A 23,935-nucleotide genomic window follows, 5' to 3' on the forward strand; every position below is an offset into this window, starting at 1 on the left:
CGGAAAGCCCGTGATCATATGATCATGGGCTTTTTGCGTTTTATACCTTTATCGTTAAGACCTTAGTACATACTTGTGGACCTTGGGATGGGAGTTGTTAATGTGCTAACAGCTCCTATCCAAAGGTTCACAAATCTTGCTAATAAAATAGTATTGTAATAGCTAACTTCCTGGTCTTAGGAAATACCTTAGGGGATCATAAGGAGTGATTTGACTTCAAGTCTAATAGTTGAATAGCCAATATATTTATTGACTATTCAAAAATGCACAAAGTTTCTGTACAGCGATTGATCTATGGCTGATTTTGTTCTTTTGTTCCAAAGGCATTTCAGCAAAGGTTTCATCATAACCATTAGGAATAAAGATCGGGTCATAACCAAAACCTTCTGTTCCGCGCAATTCATCGATTATTTTTCCTTCTACAGCACCTTCAAAGAAATGTTGGTTTCCATTTAGTTGTAGGGAGATCACTGTTTTGAACCTAGCGCTTCGGTTTTCTTTACCTTTTAGCTTTTCGAGTACTAATGCTATATTTTGAGACATATCGCGTGTTCCTGAATACCGTGCAGAATATACACCGGGTTCTCCATTTAAGGCATCTATTTCTAGGCCTGAATCATCTCCAAAGCAGTCTAACTGATAATGCTGAACTAAGTAATCTGATTTTTGTTTCGCGTTTTCAGAAAAAGTGATTCCGGTTTCTGGAATATCTTCGGTACATCCTATATCGCTTAGGGATTTTAAAATAAATTTATCGGAAACTAGGGCTTGTACTTCTGCTAGTTTATGGGCATTGTTTGTCGCAAATATTAATTCCATTCTATGTATTTATTATACACAAAAATACTATTCTAAAAAGGAAATGTAGGTTGTTTGAAAGGATTATGATTGGATAAAAGATTTGAACTCTGTCCAGAACAATTTCTTTTTGTTAAGGTCTGAAAACATTTCTTCAAAACTAAAGGTGTTGAATACCGTAGCAACTTTACCATGCATATATGCATTATGTCCTATAGCAGGCAAATTTAAGGATATTGGATCTACCCCTAATAAGGTGATTTTTTTAGGCTGAAAGAAGTCCATTATGCGCTTCCAATCGTTTGGGTTATGAGGGTTTGCTAAATTTACAATGGCTACATTACCACTATGAAGCTGTAAAGCACCTATGGTCTTAACAAATGCTTCTTCAGCAGCTGGAGAGAAATATGGGAACTCGGGATACCGTAGAATGAATAATACGCCGGTACTTTTGTCTCCTTTATAAATAAACTCCTCCAGTGCTGCTTGGTTTGCAGCTGCTGAAGGAGTTTCTATACGGTTTGTTGGAGTATGATTATCGGATACTGCATCTGCTTGACCCATTGAAAATAGGGTTTCAGACATTAAAGTCTGTAAAGCGATGGGGTTGGTGGTAATCAAATTATTCTCCAATGTATATGCTATTTTATGTTTGTTTAGCTTTTGTGCGCTTATTGGCCCAATACCCAAGCAAAGATTAATGGAGCAACGATGGTTGCATCTGATTCAACAATAAATTTAGGTGATTGCGTATCTAATTTACCCCATGTAATTTTTTCATTTGGAACAGCACCAGAGTATGATCCGTATGAAGTAGTCGAGTCAGATATTTGACAAAAGTAAGACCAGAAAGGGACATCATGCCACTCTAAATCCTGGTACATCATAGGTACTACGCAAATTGGGAAATCGCCTGCAATACCTCCACCTATTTGAAAAAATCCAACACCTTTTCCTCCGGAATTTGCACGATACCATTCTGTCAAATAAATCATATATTCGATACCTGATTTTACGGTATGTACATTTAACTCGCCTTTAATCACGTATGAAGCAAAGATATTTCCTGTGGTTGAATCTTCCCATCCGGGTACGATAATTGGAATATTTTTTTCTGCAGCTGCCAATATCCATGAGTTTTTTGGATCAATTTCATAATATTGTTCCAAATCTCCTGATAGTACAACTTGGTAAAGGAATTCATGTGGGAAATAACGCTCGCCGTTTGCTTCTGCATCTTTCCATGCTTTTTCCAAATGCGATTGAAGTCTACGGAAAGCTTCTTCTTCTGGGATACAAGTATCTGTAACTCGGTTGTAATGGTTTTCTAATAATTCCCATTCGTCCTGAGGAGTAAGATCTCTATAGTTGGGTACACGCTTATAGTGGGAGTGTGCAACTAAATTCATGACATCTTCCTCCAGGTTGGCACCTGTACAGGAGATTATAGCCACTTTATCTTGACGAATCATTTCAGCCAATGAAATACCTAATTCGGCGGTACTCATAGCACCTGCTAATGATACTAACATTTTGCCACCTTCTGCAAGGTGTTGTTCATAACCCTTTGCAGCATCAACTAATGAAGCTGCATTAAAATGAAGATAATTTTTCTCTATGAACTGAGAAATTGGTCCTCTTTGTGTACTCATAATCTTTTTTTCTGATAAGTGTCTGTAAAGTTACTGAATTATTCAATAATACCCTATTTAAAGCGATTTACTTTCTTTTTAGCAGCTTAGAAAAGATGTATGCAAAGAAGAGGACAATAATGACTAAAATCAACAAAATGATGACTTCATTGGTCCCTAAATTCCAAGTGTCGTTGTTTAACATATTTAATTATTTCAAACAAATTTAATTATTATTAAGAGATAACCCATTTATCGCAGGTTTCTAAAAATGCGGGATCCATATCTGCTCCAATACCGTAATCGGATGAAACGGATACTTTAAAGCCATCATATTGTACACCAGCAATGACTGGATCTTCCAAATGTCCTACCATACAGGTGTCTAAATCAAAGTATTTGACATTGGGCGCGGCATAGGCAAAATGTACCTTTGCCGCTAAGGCAAGTCTACTTTCGAGCATGCCACCGATCATGCAAGGAATACCATATTCATAAGCTAAGGCTTGAATCTTTAAAGATTCCGCAATTCCTGATGATTTAGAAAATTTGATATTGATGTAATCACATGAATCGGTACGACATATTCTATCGGCATCGTGATGGTCATAAACCGATTCATCAGCCATGATAGGCACGATGGTTTCAGTGCGTAATTGAGCTAAGAGGTGATCGTTATAGGTTCGTAATGGCTGCTCGCAGAATTGAATTTTTAAAGGTTCTAATCCTTTTAAAGCAATAATTGCATCTTCAAATGACCAACCCTGATTGGCATCAATGCGGATAGGTAAATCAAACCCTACGGCTTGTCGGATTGCTCGTATGCGAGCAATATCGTCTAATGGTTTTTTACCTAATTTAACTTTTAATGCAAATGCACCTTGATCATGTAGGATCTTAGCTTTTGCGGCCATCTCTTCGGGACTAGCAATGCCTAAGGTGATATCGGTGATGATTTCCCTTGGTTTACCTCCTAAAAATTGGTACAATGGCATTTGCGCATGTTTTGCTGCAAGATCATACAAAGCCATGTCAAATGCAGACTTGATGGTGTTATTTCTTGCGATGTATAAATGAAGTTCTGCCATGCGCTCGGAAATCGCTAATGGATCTTTGCCAATCCAAAGTTGCGCAAAATCTTTCGCAATACTGATGCAGGTATTTTGTGTTTCGCCCACAATCATAGGAAATGCGGAACACTCACCGACGCCTGTCAATCCTTCATCACTGATGATTCTGATAAACGTATTTTGGGCGTAATCCATTACTCCAGTCGCAATAACAAATGGTTCCATTGGAATACTTAGTCGATAAATTTCAATTTCTTTGATTACCATAATTTATTTGTTCGATTAACAAAAGTAACGAATGATATTCCATTTTAATAGCTATACAGCGAAACAAATGCAAAATCAATTATTTTATGGCGCTAATTTTGAATTAAAATTAATGTTTGATGTGATTTTTTAATATTATTTCAATAAATAATAGAATTTATTCATATATTAGCAAACTCGTTTGTTATTTAATCAATTTATCAATTACAATGCAGCAAGAAGGACTTTATAACCCAGAGTTTGAACACGATGCCTGTGGAGTAGGATTTGTCGCTCATATTAAAGGGCAGAAATCACACGCACAGGTAAAGGATGCCTTAACCATGTTAGAAAACATGGAACATCGTGGTGCATGTGGCTGTGATCCAGAATCAGGTGATGGTGCTGGTATCATGATTCAATTGCCACATGAATTTCTATGGGAAGAATGTATAAATTTAGGTATCCAACTTCAAGAACCAGGATACTACGGAGTAGGTATGGTGTTTCTTCCTAAGGAAGAACAAATGAACAAAATTTGCCGGGAAGTGATTGCAGAGGCAGCTGCTGATCGTCAAATGGAACTCTTAGGATTTCGTTCCGTTCCAGTTAATCGTACAGGTATTGGCCCTACAGCTTTAGGTGCTGAACCTGAAATCGTGCAATTTTTTATTGCTAGACCTGATGGGGTTGCGAATACGGAAGATTTTGAACGTAAATTATATGTATTGCGTCGTTTAATCATTCAAATGATTAAGCAACACCAAGAATTTCCATTGCCATTATATATTGCCTCTTTATCTTGTAAAACTATTATTTACAAGGGTCAGTTAACGACTTATCAAGTGGGTACTTATTTTGAAGAATTGCACGATCCTCGTGTGGTTTCTGCATTTGGACTTATACACTCTAGATTCTCTACCAATACTTTTCCATCCTGGTCATTAGCACAACCGTTCCGCATGATTGCGCACAATGGGGAAATTAATACCTTGACAGGAAACTTAAACTGGTTTTATGCACGCGTAAGAGCATATTCTTCACCGTATTTTACGGCTGAAGAAATGGAAATCTTATTGCCTGTAGTAGACCGTGGACAATCGGACTCTGCTTGTTTAGATAATGTTGTGGAGCTTTTGTTGCACAGTGGTCGTAGCTTACCGCATGTGATGTTGATGCTTGTTCCTGAAGCTTGGGATGGTAATGAGCAAATGGATCCATTGAAAAAAGCTTTCTACGAATACCATGCGACCTTAATGGAACCATGGGATGGTCCTGCAGCCTTATGTTTTACGGATGGTAAAGTAATTGGTGCTACCCTAGATAGAAATGGTTTACGTCCATTACGGTATGCAATAACGAATGATGACCGTGTCGTAGTGGCATCAGAGGCAGGGGCATTGCCTATTGATGAATCTACCATCATTAAAAAAGGTAGACAACAACCCGGAAAGATTTTCGTGGTTGATATGGAAGAAGGAAAAATCCGTTCGGATGAGGAAGTGAAAGGTGCATTAGTACGTCAACAACCTTATGGGGAATGGTTAAACAACTATAAAATTAAATTAGAAGAGCTTGCTAATCCTCGCGTCACGTTTACTTATTTATCTAAAGAGTCTGTTTTTAAATATCAGCAGTCTTTTGGGTATTCACGCGAAGATATCGATACCATTTTAACACCAATGGCATTGACAGGTTATGAACCTATTGGTTCTATGGGTACCGATGTGCCTTTGGCTGTACTTTCAGACCAAGCACAACACCTATCTAGTTATTTCAAGCAATTTTTTGCACAAGTAACTAATCCTCCAATCGATCCTATTCGTGAGCGTTTGGTAATGAGTTTGGCTACTTTCATCGGAAATGCAGGGAATATCTTGATTGAAGATAAGAAATTCTGTCACTGTGTGACGCTGGAGCATCCAATATTGACTTCTAGTGAATTGGAGAAATTACGCTCTATAGATACAGGTGTATTTCAAGCTAAAACCATTCAAAGTTATTTTAGAGCCGATGGAAATCCAGGTTCTTTAGCCACAGGTTTAGATCGCTTATGCCGTTATGCGGATGATGCTGTACGTGATGGATTTGAAGTAATCATTTTATCCGACCGTGCTATCGATTCTCAACACTGTGCGATACCTTCCTTATTAGCTGTTTCGGCTGTTCATCATCACTTGATTAAAACAGGAAATCGTGGAGCAGTAGGTTTGGTGGTAGAAGCAGGGGATGCTTGGGAAGTTCATCATTTTGCTTGTTTATTGGCATTTGGTGCTACTGCTATTAACCCGTACATGGCGCTTGCAAGTATACGTACCATGAAAGAGATTGGTCAATTGGATACTGATCTTACTTGGGATGACTTGAAAAAGAACTATGTGAAAGCGGTATGCAATGGCTTATTAAAGATCTTCTCTAAAATGGGTATTTCTACGCTTCAATCGTATCATGGTGCTCAAATTTTTGAAGTGCTGGGTATTGATAAAGAAGTGGTTGATAACTATTTCTGTGGAGCAGTATCTAGGATTGGCGGTTTAAGCTTAGACGATATTGCTAGGGAAGTGTTAGAGAAACATTGGCGAGGATTTGAACATGCTCGTGTAACGCCTAAATTATTGCCTGAAGGTGGTTTATACCAATGGAAACGCCGTGGCGAAGGTCACTTATGGAATCCGCAAACGGTTCACTTATTGCAACAAGCATGTCGAACTGGAGATTTCGAGACTTATAAAAAATATTCAGCATTAATCAACAATCAAAAAGAGCATATGTATACGCTCAGAGGATTGTTAGAATTTGCTAAACACCGCACACCAATATCGATTGATGAGGTTGAACCTGCAAGTGATATCTTAAAACGCTTTGCTACTGGTGCGATGTCTTTCGGTTCGATTTCTCATGAAGCGCACAGTACTTTAGCGATTGCCATGAATAGAATCGGTGGTAAATCGAATACGGGTGAAGGTGGTGAGGATGAACTTCGCTATACGAAATTACCAAATGGTGATTCTATGCGTTCTGCAATTAAACAAGTGGCATCGGCTCGTTTTGGTGTAACTTCAAATTATTTGACGCAAGCGGATGAAATTCAAATTAAAATGGCTCAAGGGGCTAAGCCTGGAGAAGGTGGTCAGTTACCGGGGCATAAAGTGGATGATTGGATCGCAAAAGTAAGACATTCTACACCAGGAGTGGGATTGATTTCTCCGCCTCCACACCATGATATTTATTCGATTGAGGATTTAGCGCAATTGATCTTTGACTTAAAGAATGCAAATCGTGAGGCTAGGATCAATGTGAAGTTAGTGTCTAAGGCTGGGGTTGGTACCATTGCAGCAGGTGTGGCAAAAGCACATGCGGATGTTATTTTGATTGCCGGTTATGATGGCGGTACTGGAGCATCTCCAATTAGTTCGATCAAACATGCTGGACTTCCTTGGGAATTAGGACTGGCAGAAGCGCATCAAACATTGGTGCAAAATAAATTGCGTAGTCGTGTAGTTCTTCAAGCAGATGGTCAAATGAAGACTGGTCGGGATTTAATTATCGCTACTTTATTAGGTGCAGAGGAATGGGGAGTTGCAACAGCAGCATTAGTGGCTGGTGGTTGTATCATGATGCGTAAGTGTCATTTGAATACCTGTCCTGTAGGGGTGGCTACTCAAGATCCAGATTTACGTAAATTGTTTTCAGGAAAACCGGAGGATGTAGTTCATTTATTCCACTTCTTAGCGGAAGAAATGCGCGAGATCATGGCTGACCTTGGTTTTAGAAGCATCAATGAGATGGTCGGTAAAGCACAATTCTTAAAGAAACGTGAAAATATTAACCATTGGAAAGCGAAAAAAATCAACTTTAAAGATATCCTTCATGTAGCTTCTAATTCAGCTCATGAAACGCTATACAATACGGAAGAACAAGACCATGGAATGAGTATGATCTTAGACTGGGGATTATTGAAAATGGCGAAAACCGCTTTAGAAAATAAAACTCCTGTCTTTGGTACTTTCCATGTTAAAAATACCGATCGTACTGTAGGAACCTTATTATCCAATGAGATATCGAAAATATACGGTTCGGAAGGTTTACCTGATAATACCATCAACTTTAAGTTTGAAGGTTCTGCAGGACAATCGTTTGGTGCATTCAATACGAAAGGGATTTCCTTTGAATTGGAAGGGGAAGCGAATGACTATGTAGGTAAGGGATTATCTGGAGCACAACTCGCAATTTATCCTGCCAAAGAAAGTGGATTAGTACCACATGAAAATATCATTATTGGTAACGTTGCATTGTATGGTGCTACTTCCGGGTATTTATTTATCAATGGTATGGCGGGTGAACGTTTTGCTGTTCGTAACTCAGGAGCTACTGCAGTGGTTGAAGGAATTGGCGATCACGGTTGTGAGTACATGACTGGTGGACATGCGCTTATCCTTGGTGAAACAGGTAGAAACTTCGCTGCAGGTATGAGTGGTGGTATTGCTTGGATATACGATATTCAAGGAACATTTAAAGAGAATTGCAATAAGGAAATGGTGGATTTGGATCCATTGGATACCGAAGATGAGAACGCTATCATCGCTTTATTGAAGAAACATATTTTATTAACCAATAGTGAGAGAGCTAATTTCATTCTGACCAATTGGGCTACGGAAAAACATCGCTTTATTAAGGTGTTTCCACGTGAGTACAAACAGGTATTATTGAAAAAATTAGTTACAGCATAAGGAAGGGTATCATATTATGGGAAAACCAACAGGATTTTTAGAATTTGAAAGAGCGCTTCCTCAGAAAGATGCTGTGGAAAGCAGAAAAAGTAATTATCAAGAATTTGTCCATTCATTTAGCGATGAACAATTGAATACACAAGCCGCACGTTGTATGAATTGCGGGATTCCATTTTGCCATTCGGGATGTCCGCTTGGTAATGTTATTCCGGAATTTAATGACGCCGTATACGACGGTAAATGGGAAGAAGCTTATGATATATTAAGCTCAACCAACAATTTTCCGGAGTTTACAGGTCGTATCTGTCCGGCACCTTGTGAGTCTGCCTGCGTATTAGGGATTAATAAAAACCCAGTCGCTATTGAGGAGATTGAAAAACACATCATTGAAATTGCCTTTAAAAAAGGTTTTGTAAAACCGAATAAAAGCTTCCTGAAAACAGGTAAGAAAGTTGCTGTAGTGGGTTCTGGACCTGCAGGTATGGCAGCTGCTGCACAGTTGAATAAAGCGGGTCATGATGTGGTTGTATACGAACGCGATGATAAGGTGGGTGGTTTATTACGCTATGGCATTCCAGATTTTAAATTAGATAAGTCGGTTATTGATCGTCGTGTCGAAGTTATGAAAGAATCGGGTGTGGAATTTCGCACGAATGCTGAAGTAGGAAAGAATGTTCCTGCCTCTGAATTAGCTGAATATGATGCTGTCGTGTTATCTGGTGGTTCTACAATTCCGCGTAATTTGAATATTCCTGGAAGAGAATTGAAAGGGGTACATTATGCAATGGAATTCCTTAAGCAACAAAATAAACGCGTAGGAAACTCCCCAATTGAAGTGGAAGAAATCCTAGCGACCGGAAAAAATGTATTGGTGATTGGTGGTGGTGATACAGGATCTGATTGTGTGGGTACATCCAACAGGCATGGTGCAAAATCAGTGACACAGTTTGAGTTAATGCCAATGCCTCCACAGTCCCGTAGCGAAGCGATGCCTTGGCCTACATATCCGATGTTGCTGAAAACAACAACCTCACATGAGGAAGGTTGTAATAGACACTGGAGTATTAGTACCAAATCCTTTTTAGGCGATGAGCGAGGGAATTTAAGAGCAGCATTAGTGGTGGACTTAGCTTGGGAAACAGATGCTTTAGGAAGACCAACTTCTTTTAAAGAAGTAGAAGGCTCTGAGCGAGAAATTCCTTGTGAACTCGTAACACTAGCCATGGGATTCTTACATCCTCAACAAGAAGGTTTGTTGGCTGAGTTAGGCGTAAAACTAGACCCTAGAGGCAATGTATTGGCGACAGAGGGTGAATATAAGACCAGCACAGATAATGTATTTGTGGCAGGAGATATGCGTCGTGGACAGTCGTTGGTGGTATGGGCTATTTCCGAAGGGAGAGAATGTGCTCGTAAAGTAGATGAATTCTTAATGGGAAGTTCCGTTCTAGAAAGTAAAGAAGCAGTTTACGCAACTGTTTAAAAAGTAAAAGAGTAGAAAATAGTTATAAAATAAAAAAGGAACAGTAATGTTCCTTTTTTTATTTTCTGGCTAATCGATTTTTAATTAGCTTCTTTTAATTTCAATGTTTTGTTTTCCTTGGATCCTTCTTGAGTTTCGGCCTCTTGCTTAACTTCTACGTCTGGATTATCGCCTTCTTTTTTTTCTTCAGCAACTGGAGCCGTCTTCACTCGAACACGATTCATCATGTCCTCTAATGATTTAGGTCGATCCTCGGGTTTCCAAATAAAGCCAGGTAAAACTTCATTTTCTTGATTCACCATCTTAAATGGATATAGTTTTTGATCTACTTTACGCTCTGAGACATAATCAATAATCTTTTTACCTTCCATCCAGATTTTGATGCGACTACTTCGATTATGAAACATCTCGGTTATTTTTTTGGTTTTCTCATTGCTGGTGAAGATTAAATTTTCTGCATTTCCATCGACAAAAACTCTATCAATATTATTGTTGGCAAAGAAGGCTGTAATTTTCCTGCCTTTAAGTTGGTTGAATTTCAGGGAGTCGAGAACGACGTTTACCATAAAAGCATTGTCCTTTAAAAGGGCATTATCCATTCTGCCATTTTTAATCTGCATATAGATCGTGTCAGAGGATATTTGTGAACCATCAGACCAAAGCATAGGTTTGCCCATAAAGCGGAACATGGAATCCACCATGCCGTAATATACGGAATCAGCTACTGCTTGTAAATCTGACTTAAAGACCCGCACATTATAATTGGCACGTACTATTCTCGTTTTTGCTGTGTCTGTATATAGCTGGGTAGAATCTTTGAGTAAGGTGTCGGCAGTTAATGCTTTTTCCATCGCTTGATTCATTAAACTGTCGGCCTCCTTTCCTGTAGGTATAACAGCCTTTTGCCGCAATAAACTATCGGATTTATTGATTTGCTGTAAACTAGCAACATCTACCGGCTTGGGCTTTGCTGTTGGAGTCTTCTTCGCGATTTCCACGGGTTTTTCCACGGTTTTCTTCAGCTCTAAGACTTCCTTTTTAGCTACTGTTGGAATGGAATCTATGACGGTAGAATCTGTGGTATTAATAAGTTCTAATTCTTCTGGATCTCCATATTCGATTTCTTTGCTGTCAATGATTTCGCCACCATTTCGATCCAGCTTTAGATTTAAAGGTTTATAATCTTTTACGAGGATGACTTTCGAAAAGATCGTATCAGCGGTCATATAGGCCGTATCTATTTTAGAAGTAGAAGTATTATTAACTAGTGGAATACTATCGGTTTTAGGAATGGAATCTGTTCCAACCAAGTTGACCTCTTTCTCTTGCGCTTTCTCTTGTTTTTTAAGTTCTTTTTTGGATAGTTGTGGATTGTTATTCAGGCTATCGGTATTTAAAGAATCTTGTGTTTTTTTGGTAGAATCTGTATTGATGACATATTTTATCAATGGCTTATCCCGCAATAAGATTGATTGGTCGGATTGCAAGTACTTTCCATATTGGCCACTGGCATAAAATTTATCTAGGGTATCTACGAACAATACATTCTTAAACGCCTCACCGATTCCTTGATCCCGATCGTAAAATAGACTATCACCTTTTAGAAATCGACTCCCTTCTGTATACAAATTGTTTTTATTGAATTTAGCAATTCCAAATTCGGTATTGTAAGTACCGCTTTCGGTATACAGTTTTTCTCCTTTTCGACCATTGATATTGGTAGGTCCATGAAAGATGGCATCCCTGTATAACGTATTGTATTGCAGTGTATCGGTCAAAATGATCGCACTTTCCGTGCGCACGACCACATCTTTTTGGAAGTAAGAATCTTTTGTTTTCTCAAAATAATACGCTTTTTGTGAAGTAATCGTGTCACCTTGCCCTACTATTCGACCTCCACCTGTATATGTTCCTTCTTGATTACGCATGTTATAAGTCATGTAATTAGTCGTTAACGTCGTTTGACCATCAACCATTTTTACATTTCTTGTTAATACTGCATGTTGAGAGGAAGCATCATAATGAAGATGAGTACCCTGAATCACGGAGCCAGAAGGTTGGGTGATTACGATATTTCCATGTGCTTCAAAGTATTCGTTACCGATATCGTCTTTATAGAAATCTCCCGAGTCGGCCGCTAGTGTAGACCCATTGTGCTCGTAGACAGCATTATAGCTTCGGAAAATCTTTTGATTGATAAATTTGCTACTGGAGGAAGAAACAAGACGCATAGGTGCGGAATTTGATCCTGCAGCAAGGGGTGTGTTTTGTGCCAAGGTCACACCACAAAAAAGACTCAATAACAGTATTATTAGGTATCTCACAAGCGCAAAAATATGCAATTAATTAGCAAAAATTTGTTAAACAATTAATTTTAGTAGCTAATAGAGAAGATTCGTAGAATTGAGTATTTTTGAATCATGACCATAACGGATAGAATTGCGCTATTTATAGCAGAAAATTCATTACTAGAACCTCATGAAAAAGTTATATTGGCGGTAAGTGGGGGTAAGGATTCCATGCTGATGATGCGTGTTTTTCATGACTTGGGTATATCTTGCATCGTAGCACATTGTAATTTTAAATTGCGAGAGGAAGCTTCAGATCTAGATGAAGAGTTGGTTCGTTCCTATGCACAGCATTTAGGTTTACCTTATTATGTTAATCATTTCAATACGAGTCAAGAAGCTGAGGAGCAAGGCATGTCTATACAGATGGTTGCTCGCGAATTGCGATATGCCTGGTTTGAGGAATTAAGTCAAGAGCAATCCTGTCAAAAAATAGCCATAGCACAGCATCAAAATGATCATATAGAGACTGTAATGCTCAATCTTACACGTTCTACAGGCTTACAGGGTTTGTTGGGTATTCCTGTAAAAAGAGGGAAGATAATACGTCCATTATTAGGAATATCTGCCGCTGAGGTCTTGCAAACTGTGGAACAATTGGAAATTCCCTATCGGGATGATCAATCCAACTTCTCAACCAAATATGCACGAAATAAAATACGACTAGAGATCATTCCAAAGTTCAAGGAAATTCAGGAAAACTTTGAAAAAACAATGATTCAAAATATCAAACATTTTGAAGAGAGCATGCAGTTTATTCATCGTCATGTTGAGGATTTACGGGCTAATTTATTTGTGTATCAAAACAATCAGGTAATGATTTCCAGGCACAGAATAAAAGAATATATCCAGGATTCATACCTGCTTTTTGAACTCTTCAAACCCTATGGATTTCAAAAAAACATCTTAAAAGAACTCCAAGAAGTCTTCGATAGACCGATGGGTCAACTGTTTGAATCCACAAGCTATTTACTCTTATTAAATCGCGATCAGTTAATTTTAAAAGAACGTAGCATTGTCGATCGAGATGGTTATACCATTTTGGATTTATTTGAACCAATTTCTATAGGAAATTTATCCTTATCCTTTGATTTTACAATGGAGTTCAATAAACAGCTCCCCAAAGAATACGCACAAGTCGATTTCGATAAGTTACGCTTCCCATTGCAATTGAGGTATTGGAAACCTGCAGATGTATTTTACCCATTAGGAATGACAGGAAAGAAAAAAGTAAGCGATTATTTTATCCAGCAAAAGATTAATCGATTTGAAAAGGAAGCAATTCCAATATTATGCAATGCCGATGGAGAAATTATTTGGGTGGTTGGCTATCGATTAGATAATCGTTTCAAAGTGACTGAAAATACAAAGAAAGTACTTACATTAGTATTCAATTAAAAGCTATGACAGATCAATTACTATATCAAGAGAAACAATACCTAGGTCGCGATATGACTTGGATTAGTGTCCGACTGATATTAGCTTTATTTTGTTTTATTGCCTATTACATTAATTTAGAACACCTCATCTCTAGACAACTTTTCTTTATTGTTGGCGTAGGTATACTCATCGTATCCATCATTATGCTATATATGATTAGTTATCGGACTAAGGTGACCTCCACTCACGTGATTTTAAGTGGTCTTTGGACAACCAGTCTGGTGAAAATAGACTTAAATTCCATCGTTAAAGCAGAGAAAGATCGTTATTCCAGCTATTTTTTCAATAATCCAGTTTATAATCTTCATAAGAATGGCAAGATTCGGTTTTACTCTGGAGGAAAGGATGCCGTTTGGTTAACCGATAAGGATGGACTAATTTATGTAATTGGTTCTCAGCACCCTGTGCAACTCTTGCAGGCCATACAAAAGGCACTACTGCAAAAGTGAAAATTTTGTTAATTGAAATTCCTCTGACAATTCCGTTTACTTAACTTTAAATAAATTGTTATTTTTGGTAAAAAGCATTTACTATGACACTACTATATTTCATTATATCTGTTGTAATAATCTATTACGTATTCAAATTTGGAATGCGACTTTTGCTGCCTTTCTTTATGAGGAAGTTAGCAGAGAAAGTTATGAATAGCCAACAGGGACAATATGCCAACCAAGGTCCGCAACAAAATCCATATGCTGATCCTTTCTCCCAATTTCAACAAAAGAATGCTCGTCCAGAGGGTAAAATTAAAGTTGAATACATGCCGCCGAAGGAAGAGCATAAAAAGGGAACAGCTACTGCTGGGGAGTTTATCGATTTTGAGGAGGTAAAATAAGGATAAGCCGTATTAAAAAGCCTATCTTTGTTTTTCTATGTGGCTAAAGCATCTTTCTGTATTAAATTTCAAGAATTACTCGGAATCTACCTTAGAGTTTTCGTCTGAAGCGAATGCGTTTACAGGACAAAATGGTTCAGGTAAAACGAATCTATTGGATGCTATCCATTATTTATCGCTTTGTAAATCCTATTTTAATCCCATAGACTCCCAACATATTCGTCAAGGGGAAGATTGGTTTATGGTACAAGGAGAGTTTGATCGGGCATTAAAATTCGATCAAATTTCTTGCAGCATGAAAAGAAACCAAAAGAAACAATTCAAAAAAAACAAGAAAGAATATTCCCGATTAGCAGATCATATTGGTCAATTTCCATTGGTGATGATTTCCCCGAATGATAGTTTTATTATTATGGACGGGAGTGAAGAACGCCGAAAATTTATTGACAATGTTATCTCGCAAACTGATAATCATTACTTGGATATCCTCATTTCTTACAATAGAATATTGCTGCAACGAAATACCGTATTAAAGAATATCCGGGATACTGGAATATTTGATATAGGCTTGTTGGAGGTGCTCAATCTACAATTGGTAGAATGTGGCGACAATATATATAAACGTAGGAAACAATTCATGCAGGAATTTCTGCCGGAGTTTCAGCGTTATTATCAATTTTTATCGGATGATGCAGAGCAGGTTTCATTAATTTATGAGTCGCAAATGACCTCCTCGGATTTCCTAGCACTTCTCGAGAGTCATCTGGATAAAGATAGAGCTTTGGAACGAACTACCGTTGGGATACATAAAGATGATTTAGTTTTTAGTATTCACGAGGGAATGTCATTGAAGAAATTTGGATCTCAAGGACAGCAAAAATCATTTCTTATTGCGTTGAAATTGGCGCAGTATGCTTTTCTTAAGAATAAAAAGCAGTTTAAACCACTGCTGCTATTAGATGATATTTTTGATAAGTTGGATGAGGAGCGTACCAAAAAATTAATGCAACTGGTTTCTGAAGAAGAGTTTGGACAGATATTTCTTACCGATACCGACGCAGAGCGGATAAGGAAAATATTTAATGAAATAGGGAAGCCTATTCGTATATTTGATGTAAAGGGAGGACAGGTAAATGGCGAAATATAAGCATGAGGATACTTTTCGAAGAAGCGATGATATTACCATCAAACAAGCAGTAGAGAAATTGTTGGATGTATATCGACTTCGTAGAAAGTTTGACGAGACTTCGATTGTATCTGCCTGGCCAGAAATTATTGGAATTGCCATTGCAAACCGCACGCAACAAATCTTTATAAAAGACAAAAAACTCTTTGTACGCGTGGAATCTGCTGTTATTAAAAATGAATTAGCCATGATGCGTAAGCAAATAATCGGGCGAGTGAATGAACATGTCGGGCAGGTGATCATCGAAGAGTTTATCATTCTATAATACTATACATCCTTAAGTAATTTTCTTTATGAAATATTATTTGTCGGCCATGACAGGTTTTTTGATTTGGGGTACTTTCGCTCTAGTTCTTAAACCTCTTGGGGCTTTTGCAGCTCTAGACATTTTAATCTACCGTGTACTTTTTGCTTCTGTCTCTATTTTACTGGCTTGCTTTCTATTTAGAAGAAAACCCACCCTTCAGAGTATTCAATACTTAAGAAACAGCTCTTCCGCTGAAAGGAAAAAGCTATTGATCAATATTCTAGGAAGTGCGATTTTATTAGGTTTAAATTGGTTTCTTTTTATTTACGTGATGAACAATGTTAGCGTCAATGCGACTTCCTTAGCGTATCTTATATGCCCCATTTTAACGACTGTATTAGCAAACCTCTTCCTTAAAGAGCATTTAAATCGGGGCCAATGGATTGCCGTAGGATTAAGTCTAATAAGCTGCATTATTATGGCTTATGGGCATTTTGTCGATTTATTCTACAGTTTCCTTATTGCATTGTCCTATGCTGCTTATTTGGTTCTTCAAAAAAACACCTTCAAATTAGATAAATTTTTTACACTGAGCATTCACATTTTGGTGAGTACGATATTGTTATTACCTATTCTAAATTTTGTGGACACCGAAACGCCTAAAACAGATTTGTTTTATTTGTTGATTGCTGTTATCGCTATTTTCTATACCATCGTACCACTTTTTCTAAACATATATGCATTAAAAGGCTTAGATTCATCATTAGTAGGTATATTGCTGTATATTAATCCGATTATCAGTTTCTGCTTAGCCGTTTGGTACTATCAAGAGCCCATTAATATATATCAGATCAGTGCCTTCTCTTTAATTATTTTAGCTATTTGTATCTTTAATATCTCTTACTGGTATGAGAAGAGGAAAAATCAACTGTCTTAAAGGATGGGTATGGAAATAAAAGATCATTTGTTTCATCTATTCGAAACATCGACTCAAAATATAAGTACGATACAAGCTAAGTTTGAAAGACGAGATATCCAACGTGCTGATCTTATCTTAGAGTCGGGCAAACTTTGTCAAGAATTGAGTTTTATAGCCTCAGGATTTTGTAGGGTATACAAGTCAACTGAGGACAAGGAGGTGACGCAATGGATTGGTAGCCCTGGATATTTCCTTACTGATTTATCGTCTTTCCTTTTTGATCAGAAAGCCAATTGGAACATAGAAGCATTAACTCCGATGACTTTATGGACCTTGAAGAAATCAGATTATCATCTTTTTGAGCAGGAAATACCTGATTGGAATATCTTTGAAAAACGATTTGTCGCCAAGTGCTTTATACAAATGGAAAATCGAATTTTTGATTTTATAGCTTTAACTGCAGAAGAACGATATCAACAATATTTTGAGCATCATAAAACCCTTTTTCAGCATGTTCCTTTACAATACATCGCCTCGGTTTTAGGGATGAGTCCAGAGACTTTAAGTAGAATACGGAAGAAAATTTAAGGCTTAATCGCCTAATTTGGTATGTATAATTTCTATTTCAGCAATGAGCTCATTCAATTGTTCAAAGGCAATACGAGTATCTTTTGTTAATAGGTTCAAAATAATATGAACCCGATCTTCATAATGGCTTGGAGCGTAGTCAAAATGATCAATTCTTTTTAATGCCCTTTTTTCATTTAGAAAAAACACTTTATTCTTGGCGAAAAGCACCTGATTTAATGCAGAGATCGACCTGAATATATGCCCAGTAATATAATATAAATCAGTTGTTTCAAAGGCTTTATTCGCCAATGTTAAAGAAAAGACAGCCTCAAACAACTGCTGTTGAATAATCGCTTCCTGTAACTTCAATGGATAGTTTTCAGCTTTTGTCTTCAGATTTATAAAGTTTTGATCTTTTGAGAATATAAGTTTACTTGAAGCAAGTTCTCCTTGATACATATGGCTAAAATAAGCATGAGGATGACCCACTTGATAGTTGCTGGAAAAAATTCCTGCAGCATTTTCTTGCATTGCCTTGGCCACGCGATTAATATCCCGAAATATTAAATCAACAGCTATCCCCTCTATTTTTAACCAAGCACCAAAATTCACCCAATTTCCCCAATCCCCTTCTTTTCCCAATAATTTATCTCGGTGCTCATCATCTAAATCTTGTATTTGCTTTTGTAAAGGAGGATATTCTAATCCTATAGGATCATAATAAATACCAATATCAATATCCGATTGGCTAGTAGCTGTATTTGTTGCTCTGGATCCCCCTAATACAATACCCTGAATAAATGCGAAGTTGGATAAGGTGCTAGAGACTTTATCTAATATCAGTTCTTCCATGATTAAACATTTCAATATTAACGGAATTTATAAAAAATTATTCTTGATAAATGTCAAGTGTCTAGCAGGATCTTCCCATTAACTTTGTTTTATGAAAGCAAAAATTGAAACCCAAATACAGATTTTCGCTCCTATAGAGAACGTCTGGGATGTATTAAGTGATTTTGAAAGCTATCCCCTATGGAGCGAGTTTATCAAGCAATTTGATGGTATTCCTGAGGTAGGTCGAAGAACTAAGGTCCATTTGGAAGCTCCAGAGTCGATGAAAATAGTTATGAATCCTGTTTTTCTTGTTATTGCGGAACAGGAAGAAATTCGTTGGAAAGGAAAATTAGTTATTCCAGGTATATTTGATGGGGAACATTATTTTAAATTAGAAGCATCAGGGCCTAATCAAACCAAACTTACCCAAGGGGAGAACTTCTCGGGAATCCTAATTCCATTTTTAAAAAAAATGATAAATGTAAATACCAAACAAGGCTTTAATACATTTAATAAAGCGATAAAGAAGAGGGTAGAGGACTTGTTATAAGTATTGATCAAGTTCTCCCTTACCTTCACGGATTACTTCAAACTCACCTGAGGTAACATCCACTATGGTGGAAGCCACATGATCGCCATATCCACCATCGATCACCAAATCGACCTTATCCTGAAATTTCTCATATATTAATTCGGGATCCGTAGAATATTCTAAGATTTCATCATCATCATGAATAGAAGTGGTCACGATAGGATTGCCTAAAACACGAACGATTTCTCGAACGATGTTGTTATCAGGGATACGAATACCCACGGTTTTCTTTTTGGAGCTTAACAGTTTGGGGACCTGAGAACTCGCGTTAAAAATAAACGTAAAAGGTCCTGGAAGTGCTTTTTTTAAGACCCTGAATACCGCAGTATCAAATGGTTTGGTGTATTGCGATATATGGGTTAGGTCATAACAAATAAAGGAAAGATTGCTTTTTTCAGGTTTTAAACCTCGCAACGCATACACTCGTTCAATCGCTTTTTGATTGCTGATATCGCAACCCATACCATAAACAGTATCCGTTGGATAAATGATGACACCTCCTTTTTTCAGTATAGCTACTGCCTCTTCAATGGCTTTAGGATTAGGGTTATCATTGTAAATTTTTAAAAGCATAAGATTATTTATTATTTCTATTTTTTTGCTTGATACCTCTTCGCAAAGAAATATCCGATATAGTTTAAACAAAAACCGTCAAAAGAAGTTTTTTGACGGTTTGTTTAGCTGATCTGTTGTTTCCTAGAATTCTGCGTTTTTTGGTGTCCTAGGGAAAGGAATTACATCTCTTATATTGGTCATCCCGGTGGTAAATAACACCAATCGTTCAAAACCAACTCCAAATCCCGAATGCGGAACAGAGCCAAATCTTCGAGTATCTAAAAACCAATCCATCTCTTCTGCTGGGATACCTACTTCATCCATGCGAGTCAATAGTTTTTCCAAATTCTCCTCACGTTGTGATCCTCCTACCATTTCTCCAATTCCTGGGAATAAGATATCCATCGCGCGAACGGTTTGTCTACCTTCAGTATCTACAGGATTTTGTTTCATGTAAAATGATTTAATCTCCCGAGGATAATCCGTTAAGATAACAGGTTTTTTAAAGTGTTTTTCGACCAAATAGCGTTCGTGCTCCGATTGTAAATCTGCACCCCATTCTTCAATTAGGTATTTAAACTGCTTCTTTTGATTTGGTTTGCTCGCTTTTAATATGTGGATAGCTTCGGTATAAGTTACCCTTTCAAAATCATGTTCCAATACAAAATTTAATTTCTCAATTAAATTCAATTCCGAACGTTCTTGTTGCGGTTTAGATTTCTCTTCCTCTAACAACCTATTCTTTAAGAATTCAATCTCTTCAGGACAAGCTTCTAAGGCATAGCGAATCACGTATTTTAGCAATGCTTCGGCTAAATCCATATTATCCTCCAATTCGTAGAATGCCATTTCAGGCTCGATCATCCAGAATTCTGCCAGATGTCTAGTTGTATTGGAATTCTCTGCTCTGAATGTAGGCCCAAAGGTATAGATGTTTCCAAATGCTAAAGCGGCTAATTCACCTTCTAGTTGTCCAGACACCGTAAGATTTGTCGATTTGCCAAAGAAATCTTCTTTAAAATCTATCTCCCCTTGTTCTGTTCTTGGAATATTATTTAAATCTATGGTAGTTACCCTAAACATTTCTCCAGCACCTTCTGCATCCGAACCCGTAATGATAGGGGTGTGCATATAGACGAAATCACGTTCATTGAAAAATTGATGAACTGCAAAGGATAACGCATTACGTACTTTGAAAATAGCATTAAACGTTCCAGTTCTGAACCTTAAATGCGCAATTTCGCGTAGAAATTCTAAGCTGTGTTTTTTAGGTTGTAATGGAAATTTTTCAGGATCTGAGTCCCCAATTACAGACACTTCTGTTGCTTTAACTTCTACCCGTTGTCCTTTTCCTAAAGATGCTACTAATGTACCTTTCACGCGAAGTGCAGAACCTGTTGTTATTCTTTTTAACAACTCATCTGGCGTATGCTCAAAATCAATGACAGCTTGAATATTATTGATGGTAGATCCGTCATTAATCGCAATAAATTGATTATTACGGAAGGTACGAACCCAACCTTTGATAATAACTTCTTTTCCGAACTCCTCAGATTTTAATAATTCTTTTATTCGTGTATGTTCCATTTTTAAAGAAAAAATAATAGTACTGCTTGATTTCCTAGCTTACAAAAATAGCCAATAAATTGGTTTTTTAGCTATAAATGTCAATTTGTTAATGATAAATATTTACGAAGACAACGAATCCTTGCACGGCTTTGAACTGGTACAAGGCTGTCGGTTTCTATTATTAAATTTAAGTGCTTTGTCCGTGGTTTTATATAAAACAAAAACGTCATTTTGTTAGAAATGACGTTTGTTAATTTTATTTTATCCAACCTTTTTGGATGACTTCCTTCGCATGATACGTTAAAATGGAAGTCGCTCCGGCACGTTTGAAACTGAGTAAGGTTTCTATTATAGCCTGCTCGCTCAACCAACCATTGGCAATGGCCGCTTTAAGCATCGCATATTCACCAGACACATTGTATGCCGCAATCGGTAGGTCAAAATTATCGCTTAATAATTTGATGATATCCAGGTAAGGCAAACCAGGTTTTACCATTAAAAAATCCGCGCCTTCTTGCGCATCCAATTGTGCTTCTATTAAGGCTTCTTTGCTATTTGCAGGATTCATTTGATACGACTTTTTATCGCCATTCTTTGGTGCTGAGCCTAAGGCATCGCGAAATGGACCATAAAATGCAGAGGCGTATTTTGCGGTATAGGACATTAAGGATACATTGCTGAAACCTTGCTCGTCTAGTAGCGCTCTTAAATAGCCTATTCGTCCATCCATCATGTCGGAGGGAGCAATGATATCCGCTCCAGCAGCAGCATGTGCTAAGGCCATTTTACCTAATACTTCTAGGGTCTCATCATTCAAGATTTCTCCATTTTCAACGATACCATCATGGCCATCCGAACTGTAAGGGTCCATGGCCACATCTGTAATGACACAGGCTTCTGGAAAGTTTTTCTTTACCGCTTCGATAGCACGTAAATACAAAGTCCCTTGTCGGTAACTTTCGGTCGCATATTTATCTTTTAAGGATTCTTCTACGGCTGGGAATAAATCAAAAGATTTTAAACCTAAATTCATGCAACTCTCTACCTCCCGTAATAAGTTGTCTACCGAATACCGGTATATGCCTGGCATGGAAGAGACTTCTACTCGTTGATTTTCTCCTTCAACAATAAATAATGGGAAGATTAGATTTGCAGCAAATAAGTGGTTTTCTTGAACCATGTCACGAATGACAGCTGATTTTCTATTTCTTCTTGGACGATGTAACATGCTCGTTGTATTATATATCCTGAAAAAGGGGATTGCTCCCCCTGTTAACTATATTGATTTAATAATTTAATCCAAATATGGCTTCCGTTAAGCCCATCTCATCTGGTGAAAATGGAAGGGTGTAAGTCAGACCCAAGGCTTCTATGGCTTTTGCTGTTGAATGCCCGATACAAATGATTTTTTGTCCTGGATCTGCTAAATTTTCTTTAAAGTAGGCTTCCACATTACTAGGGCTTGTAAAAATCATCACTTCGGCATTGGTTTTATCGACCTGCTCTTCAATCACTGTTTCATAGATTGGCATATCAATGACTTTCGTGTTTTCTGTTAATGATTTTTGAATAGTCATTAAAGAACCTTCAGCACGAGGGATTAACACCGTTTTTCCATCGACTAATTTTGAAAATTCCTGAGCAATATCCGCTGTTTCAATGCCTAAATCATCTCCTGAAAAGTCAGCAATTCGATTGAATTTTCTTAAGGTGCTTTCAGATCCTCTTCCTAATACAGCAATTTTAGTTTTCTTTAAGATTAAGGGTTCCAAATTGAAGAAATGTTCAATAGCATTTTTACTATTAAAGAATATCCAATCGGCACGTTTAAGAATAAAAGAATCTAATTTATTGATGGTTGGGAATATTCGGATCAATGACCTGGCGTCTACCTGAATTTCGTGTTTTTTTAAATATCGGCCTAAGTAGGAGTTTTCATCTAAATCACGAGTGATGAATACCGAACTTGGTAATTTTCGTTGCTTATCGTATTTGGCAAAGATTTTTTCTGCCATCCCTTCCGTAGTATCTGAGGTTAAAAATACACGATCAGGAAAATCTTCATTGGTATCAGCTATGGAAGTCCAAGACTGATACTTGCCATCTTTTTTACGGCAATAAGACCCCAAAGGGGCATGGCAACCTGCATCAAATAGATTGAGTACTTTACGCTCTACTGCAATTGCTTCCGCAACTTCGTGGTTATGAATAGACTGTAAGGTGTCGAATAATTCTTGGTCGTTTTCGCGAATTTGGATAGCAAGTACGCCTTGTGCAGGAGCAGGAATAAGTTCTACTGGCGCAATTTCTTCCAAATGAAAATCACTAAGCTCCATGTTTATTCTAGCGATACCCGCTTTCGCAAGCATAATGGCATCGTATTTCTCATCGCGTAGTTTTTGCACTCGCGTTTGTAGATTACCACGTAAATCATCGAATTCCAAATCCGGACGTATAGAAAGCAGTTGTGCTTTCCGACGGTTAGAAGAGGTTCCTATGGTTGCATTGTGTTTGAGGGATAGTCTTTTGCTTAGATCCACACAATCCTTATGAATAATTAATAATTCAGCAGGATTTTCGCGTTCCGATACTGCGGCAATGATTAAGCCAGGAGGATTTTTAGTGGGTAAATCTTTGTGCGAGTGTACCGCCAAATCTATGCTCCCTGATAATAATTCTTCCTCTAATTCTTTGGTGAAAAAACCTTTCCCTTCTAATTTATCTAAACGCAGGTGTTGAATAATATCCCCTTGAGTTTTAATGATTTTCAACGTAGCTTGAATTCCAATTTCTGCCAATCGGTCTTTTACAAAATTTGCTTGCCAAAGGGCCAATTCGCTTCCACGCGTTCCAATTATTAGTGTTCTATTCACGGTCAAAGT

Annotated in this window: 20 protein-coding genes; 10 read left to right on the top strand and 10 right to left on the bottom strand. The window is 37.6% G+C overall.

All coding sequences use genetic code 11. The features are described from left to right. Positions 1-246: 246 nt before the first annotated feature. The 4 genes from ACFRAE_RS14915 to ACFRAE_RS14930 all read right to left on the bottom strand — a co-directional run bounded on the left by ACFRAE_RS14915 (position 247) and on the right by ACFRAE_RS14930 (position 3,766). Positions 247-819 carry a non-canonical purine NTP diphosphatase gene (locus ACFRAE_RS14915; protein WP_422797968.1) on the bottom strand — a complete coding sequence of 191 codons (573 nt, stop codon included), beginning with the start codon at positions 817-819 and terminating at the stop codon, positions 247-249. A 63-nt stretch (positions 820-882) separates the two neighbouring features. Beyond that, complete coding sequence (locus ACFRAE_RS14920) at positions 883-1,431, bottom strand: hypothetical protein (protein ID WP_422797969.1); 549 nt, start codon at positions 1,429-1,431, stop codon at positions 883-885. 38 nt (positions 1,432-1,469) lie between these two features. Further along, positions 1,470-2,450 (bottom strand): deoxyhypusine synthase family protein, encoded by a 981-nt coding sequence (locus ACFRAE_RS14925; protein WP_422797970.1) that lies wholly within the window; start codon positions 2,448-2,450, stop codon positions 1,470-1,472. A 215-nt stretch (positions 2,451-2,665) separates the two neighbouring features. Next, entirely contained in the window at positions 2,666-3,766 is a 1,101-nt protein-coding gene (locus ACFRAE_RS14930; protein WP_422797971.1) for a mandelate racemase/muconate lactonizing enzyme family protein, read from the bottom strand. Positions 3,767-3,975: 209 nt separating this feature from the next. On the opposite strand from ACFRAE_RS14930, the gene gltB reads away from it, so the two are divergent. Both gltB and ACFRAE_RS14940 read left to right on the top strand, forming a co-directional pair. Continuing rightward, entirely contained in the window at positions 3,976-8,475 is a 4,500-nt protein-coding gene (gene gltB / locus ACFRAE_RS14935) for a glutamate synthase large subunit (RefSeq protein WP_422797972.1), read from the top strand. Between the two features lie 16 nt (positions 8,476-8,491). Beyond that, a complete protein-coding gene (locus ACFRAE_RS14940) occupies positions 8,492-9,958 on the top strand; it encodes a glutamate synthase subunit beta (protein WP_422797973.1) in 1,467 nt (488 codons plus the stop codon). A gap of 80 nt (positions 9,959-10,038) precedes the next feature. On the opposite strand, the gene ACFRAE_RS14945 is transcribed toward ACFRAE_RS14940, so the two are convergent. After that, positions 10,039-12,240 (bottom strand): OstA-like protein, encoded by a 2,202-nt coding sequence (locus tag ACFRAE_RS14945; protein ID WP_422798046.1) that lies wholly within the window; start codon positions 12,238-12,240, stop codon positions 10,039-10,041. Positions 12,241-12,378: 138 nt separating this feature from the next. Between ACFRAE_RS14945 and tilS the strand changes: the two genes are divergently transcribed. The 7 genes from tilS (at position 12,379) to ACFRAE_RS14980 (ending at position 17,521) form a co-directional block, all read left to right on the top strand. Then, the gene (gene tilS / locus ACFRAE_RS14950; protein WP_422797974.1) at positions 12,379-13,704 is read left to right on the top strand and encodes a tRNA lysidine(34) synthetase TilS; all 1,326 of its coding nucleotides are present in this window, start codon (positions 12,379-12,381) and stop codon (positions 13,702-13,704) included. Positions 13,705-13,709: 5 nt separating this feature from the next. Continuing rightward, entirely contained in the window at positions 13,710-14,195 is a 486-nt protein-coding gene (locus ACFRAE_RS14955) for a hypothetical protein (protein WP_422797975.1), read from the top strand. Positions 14,196-14,278: 83 nt separating this feature from the next. Further along, on the top strand, positions 14,279-14,581 hold the full coding sequence (locus ACFRAE_RS14960) for a DUF4834 family protein (RefSeq protein WP_422797976.1): 303 nt from the start codon (positions 14,279-14,281) through the stop codon (positions 14,579-14,581). A 37-nt stretch (positions 14,582-14,618) separates the two neighbouring features. Beyond that, positions 14,619-15,728, top strand: a complete 1,110-nt coding sequence (gene recF, locus ACFRAE_RS14965; protein WP_422797977.1) for a DNA replication/repair protein RecF — start codon at positions 14,619-14,621, stop codon at positions 15,726-15,728. Next, positions 15,715-16,032, top strand: coding sequence for a DUF721 domain-containing protein (locus ACFRAE_RS14970; RefSeq protein ID WP_422797978.1), 318 nt, complete (start codon positions 15,715-15,717; stop codon positions 16,030-16,032). The genes recF and ACFRAE_RS14970 overlap by 14 nt, the downstream gene beginning before the upstream one ends. Positions 16,033-16,060: 28 nt before the next feature. Beyond that, on the top strand, positions 16,061-16,951 hold the full coding sequence (locus ACFRAE_RS14975; RefSeq protein WP_422797979.1) for an EamA family transporter: 891 nt from the start codon (positions 16,061-16,063) through the stop codon (positions 16,949-16,951). Positions 16,952-16,960: 9 nt separating this feature from the next. Beyond that, the gene (locus ACFRAE_RS14980; RefSeq protein WP_422797980.1) at positions 16,961-17,521 is read left to right on the top strand and encodes a Crp/Fnr family transcriptional regulator; all 561 of its coding nucleotides are present in this window, start codon (positions 16,961-16,963) and stop codon (positions 17,519-17,521) included. A 3-nt stretch (positions 17,522-17,524) separates the two neighbouring features. On the opposite strand, the gene ACFRAE_RS14985 is transcribed toward ACFRAE_RS14980, so the two are convergent. Then, a complete protein-coding gene (locus ACFRAE_RS14985; RefSeq protein WP_422797981.1) occupies positions 17,525-18,355 on the bottom strand; it encodes a nucleotidyltransferase domain-containing protein in 831 nt (276 codons plus the stop codon). 91 nt (positions 18,356-18,446) lie between these two features. On the opposite strand from ACFRAE_RS14985, the gene ACFRAE_RS14990 reads away from it, so the two are divergent. Further along, entirely contained in the window at positions 18,447-18,887 is a 441-nt protein-coding gene (locus ACFRAE_RS14990) for an SRPBCC family protein (RefSeq protein ID WP_422797982.1), read from the top strand. On the opposite strand, the gene ACFRAE_RS14995 is transcribed toward ACFRAE_RS14990, so the two are convergent. The 4 genes from ACFRAE_RS14995 to hemC all read right to left on the bottom strand — a co-directional run bounded on the left by ACFRAE_RS14995 (position 18,882) and on the right by hemC (position 23,926). Beyond that, entirely contained in the window at positions 18,882-19,502 is a 621-nt protein-coding gene (locus ACFRAE_RS14995) for an L-threonylcarbamoyladenylate synthase (protein ID WP_422797983.1), read from the bottom strand. The genes ACFRAE_RS14990 and ACFRAE_RS14995 overlap by 6 nt on opposite strands. A gap of 123 nt (positions 19,503-19,625) precedes the next feature. Beyond that, complete coding sequence (asnS, locus tag ACFRAE_RS15000) at positions 19,626-21,071, bottom strand: asparagine--tRNA ligase (RefSeq protein WP_422797984.1); 1,446 nt, start codon at positions 21,069-21,071, stop codon at positions 19,626-19,628. Positions 21,072-21,309: 238 nt separating this feature from the next. Continuing rightward, positions 21,310-22,281 (bottom strand): porphobilinogen synthase, encoded by a 972-nt coding sequence (gene hemB, locus ACFRAE_RS15005; protein ID WP_422797985.1) that lies wholly within the window; start codon positions 22,279-22,281, stop codon positions 21,310-21,312. A gap of 58 nt (positions 22,282-22,339) precedes the next feature. After that, positions 22,340-23,926 (bottom strand): hydroxymethylbilane synthase, encoded by a 1,587-nt coding sequence (hemC, locus tag ACFRAE_RS15010; RefSeq protein ID WP_422797986.1) that lies wholly within the window; start codon positions 23,924-23,926, stop codon positions 22,340-22,342. Positions 23,927-23,935 lie beyond the last annotated feature (9 nt).

It is taken from the genome of Sphingobacterium sp. HJSM2_6 (genome assembly GCF_049316305.1).
Lineage (GTDB): Bacteria > Bacteroidota > Bacteroidia > Sphingobacteriales > Sphingobacteriaceae > Sphingobacterium.

What these genes read in the sequence shown, in the direction of transcription:
- ACFRAE_RS14960 (WP_422797976.1), top strand. Translation starts at nt 14,279, where the DNA reads ATGACACTACTATATTTCATTATATCTGTTGTAATAATCTATTACGTA.
- ACFRAE_RS14925 (WP_422797970.1), bottom strand. Translation starts at nt 2,450, where the DNA reads ATGAGTACACAAAGAGGACCAATTTCTCAGTTCATAGAGAAAAATTAT.
- asnS (WP_422797984.1), bottom strand. Translation starts at nt 21,071, where the DNA reads ATGGAACATACACGAATAAAAGAATTATTAAAATCTGAGGAGTTCGGA.
- tilS (WP_422797974.1), top strand. Translation starts at nt 12,379, where the DNA reads ATGACCATAACGGATAGAATTGCGCTATTTATAGCAGAAAATTCATTA.
- ACFRAE_RS14985 (WP_422797981.1), bottom strand. Translation starts at nt 18,355, where the DNA reads ATGGAAGAACTGATATTAGATAAAGTCTCTAGCACCTTATCCAACTTC.
- hemB (WP_422797985.1), bottom strand. Translation starts at nt 22,281, where the DNA reads ATGTTACATCGTCCAAGAAGAAATAGAAAATCAGCTGTCATTCGTGAC.
- ACFRAE_RS14930 (WP_422797971.1), bottom strand. Translation starts at nt 3,766, where the DNA reads ATGGTAATCAAAGAAATTGAAATTTATCGACTAAGTATTCCAATGGAA.
- ACFRAE_RS14970 (WP_422797978.1), top strand. Translation starts at nt 15,715, where the DNA reads ATGGCGAAATATAAGCATGAGGATACTTTTCGAAGAAGCGATGATATT.
- ACFRAE_RS14955 (WP_422797975.1), top strand. Translation starts at nt 13,710, where the DNA reads ATGACAGATCAATTACTATATCAAGAGAAACAATACCTAGGTCGCGAT.
- ACFRAE_RS14980 (WP_422797980.1), top strand. Translation starts at nt 16,961, where the DNA reads ATGGAAATAAAAGATCATTTGTTTCATCTATTCGAAACATCGACTCAA.
- ACFRAE_RS14995 (WP_422797983.1), bottom strand. Translation starts at nt 19,502, where the DNA reads ATGCTTTTAAAAATTTACAATGATAACCCTAATCCTAAAGCCATTGAA.
- ACFRAE_RS14990 (WP_422797982.1), top strand. Translation starts at nt 18,447, where the DNA reads ATGAAAGCAAAAATTGAAACCCAAATACAGATTTTCGCTCCTATAGAG.
- ACFRAE_RS14940 (WP_422797973.1), top strand. Translation starts at nt 8,492, where the DNA reads ATGGGAAAACCAACAGGATTTTTAGAATTTGAAAGAGCGCTTCCTCAG.
- recF (WP_422797977.1), top strand. Translation starts at nt 14,619, where the DNA reads ATGTGGCTAAAGCATCTTTCTGTATTAAATTTCAAGAATTACTCGGAA.
- gltB (WP_422797972.1), top strand. Translation starts at nt 3,976, where the DNA reads ATGCAGCAAGAAGGACTTTATAACCCAGAGTTTGAACACGATGCCTGT.
- ACFRAE_RS14915 (WP_422797968.1), bottom strand. Translation starts at nt 819, where the DNA reads ATGGAATTAATATTTGCGACAAACAATGCCCATAAACTAGCAGAAGTA.
- ACFRAE_RS14975 (WP_422797979.1), top strand. Translation starts at nt 16,061, where the DNA reads ATGAAATATTATTTGTCGGCCATGACAGGTTTTTTGATTTGGGGTACT.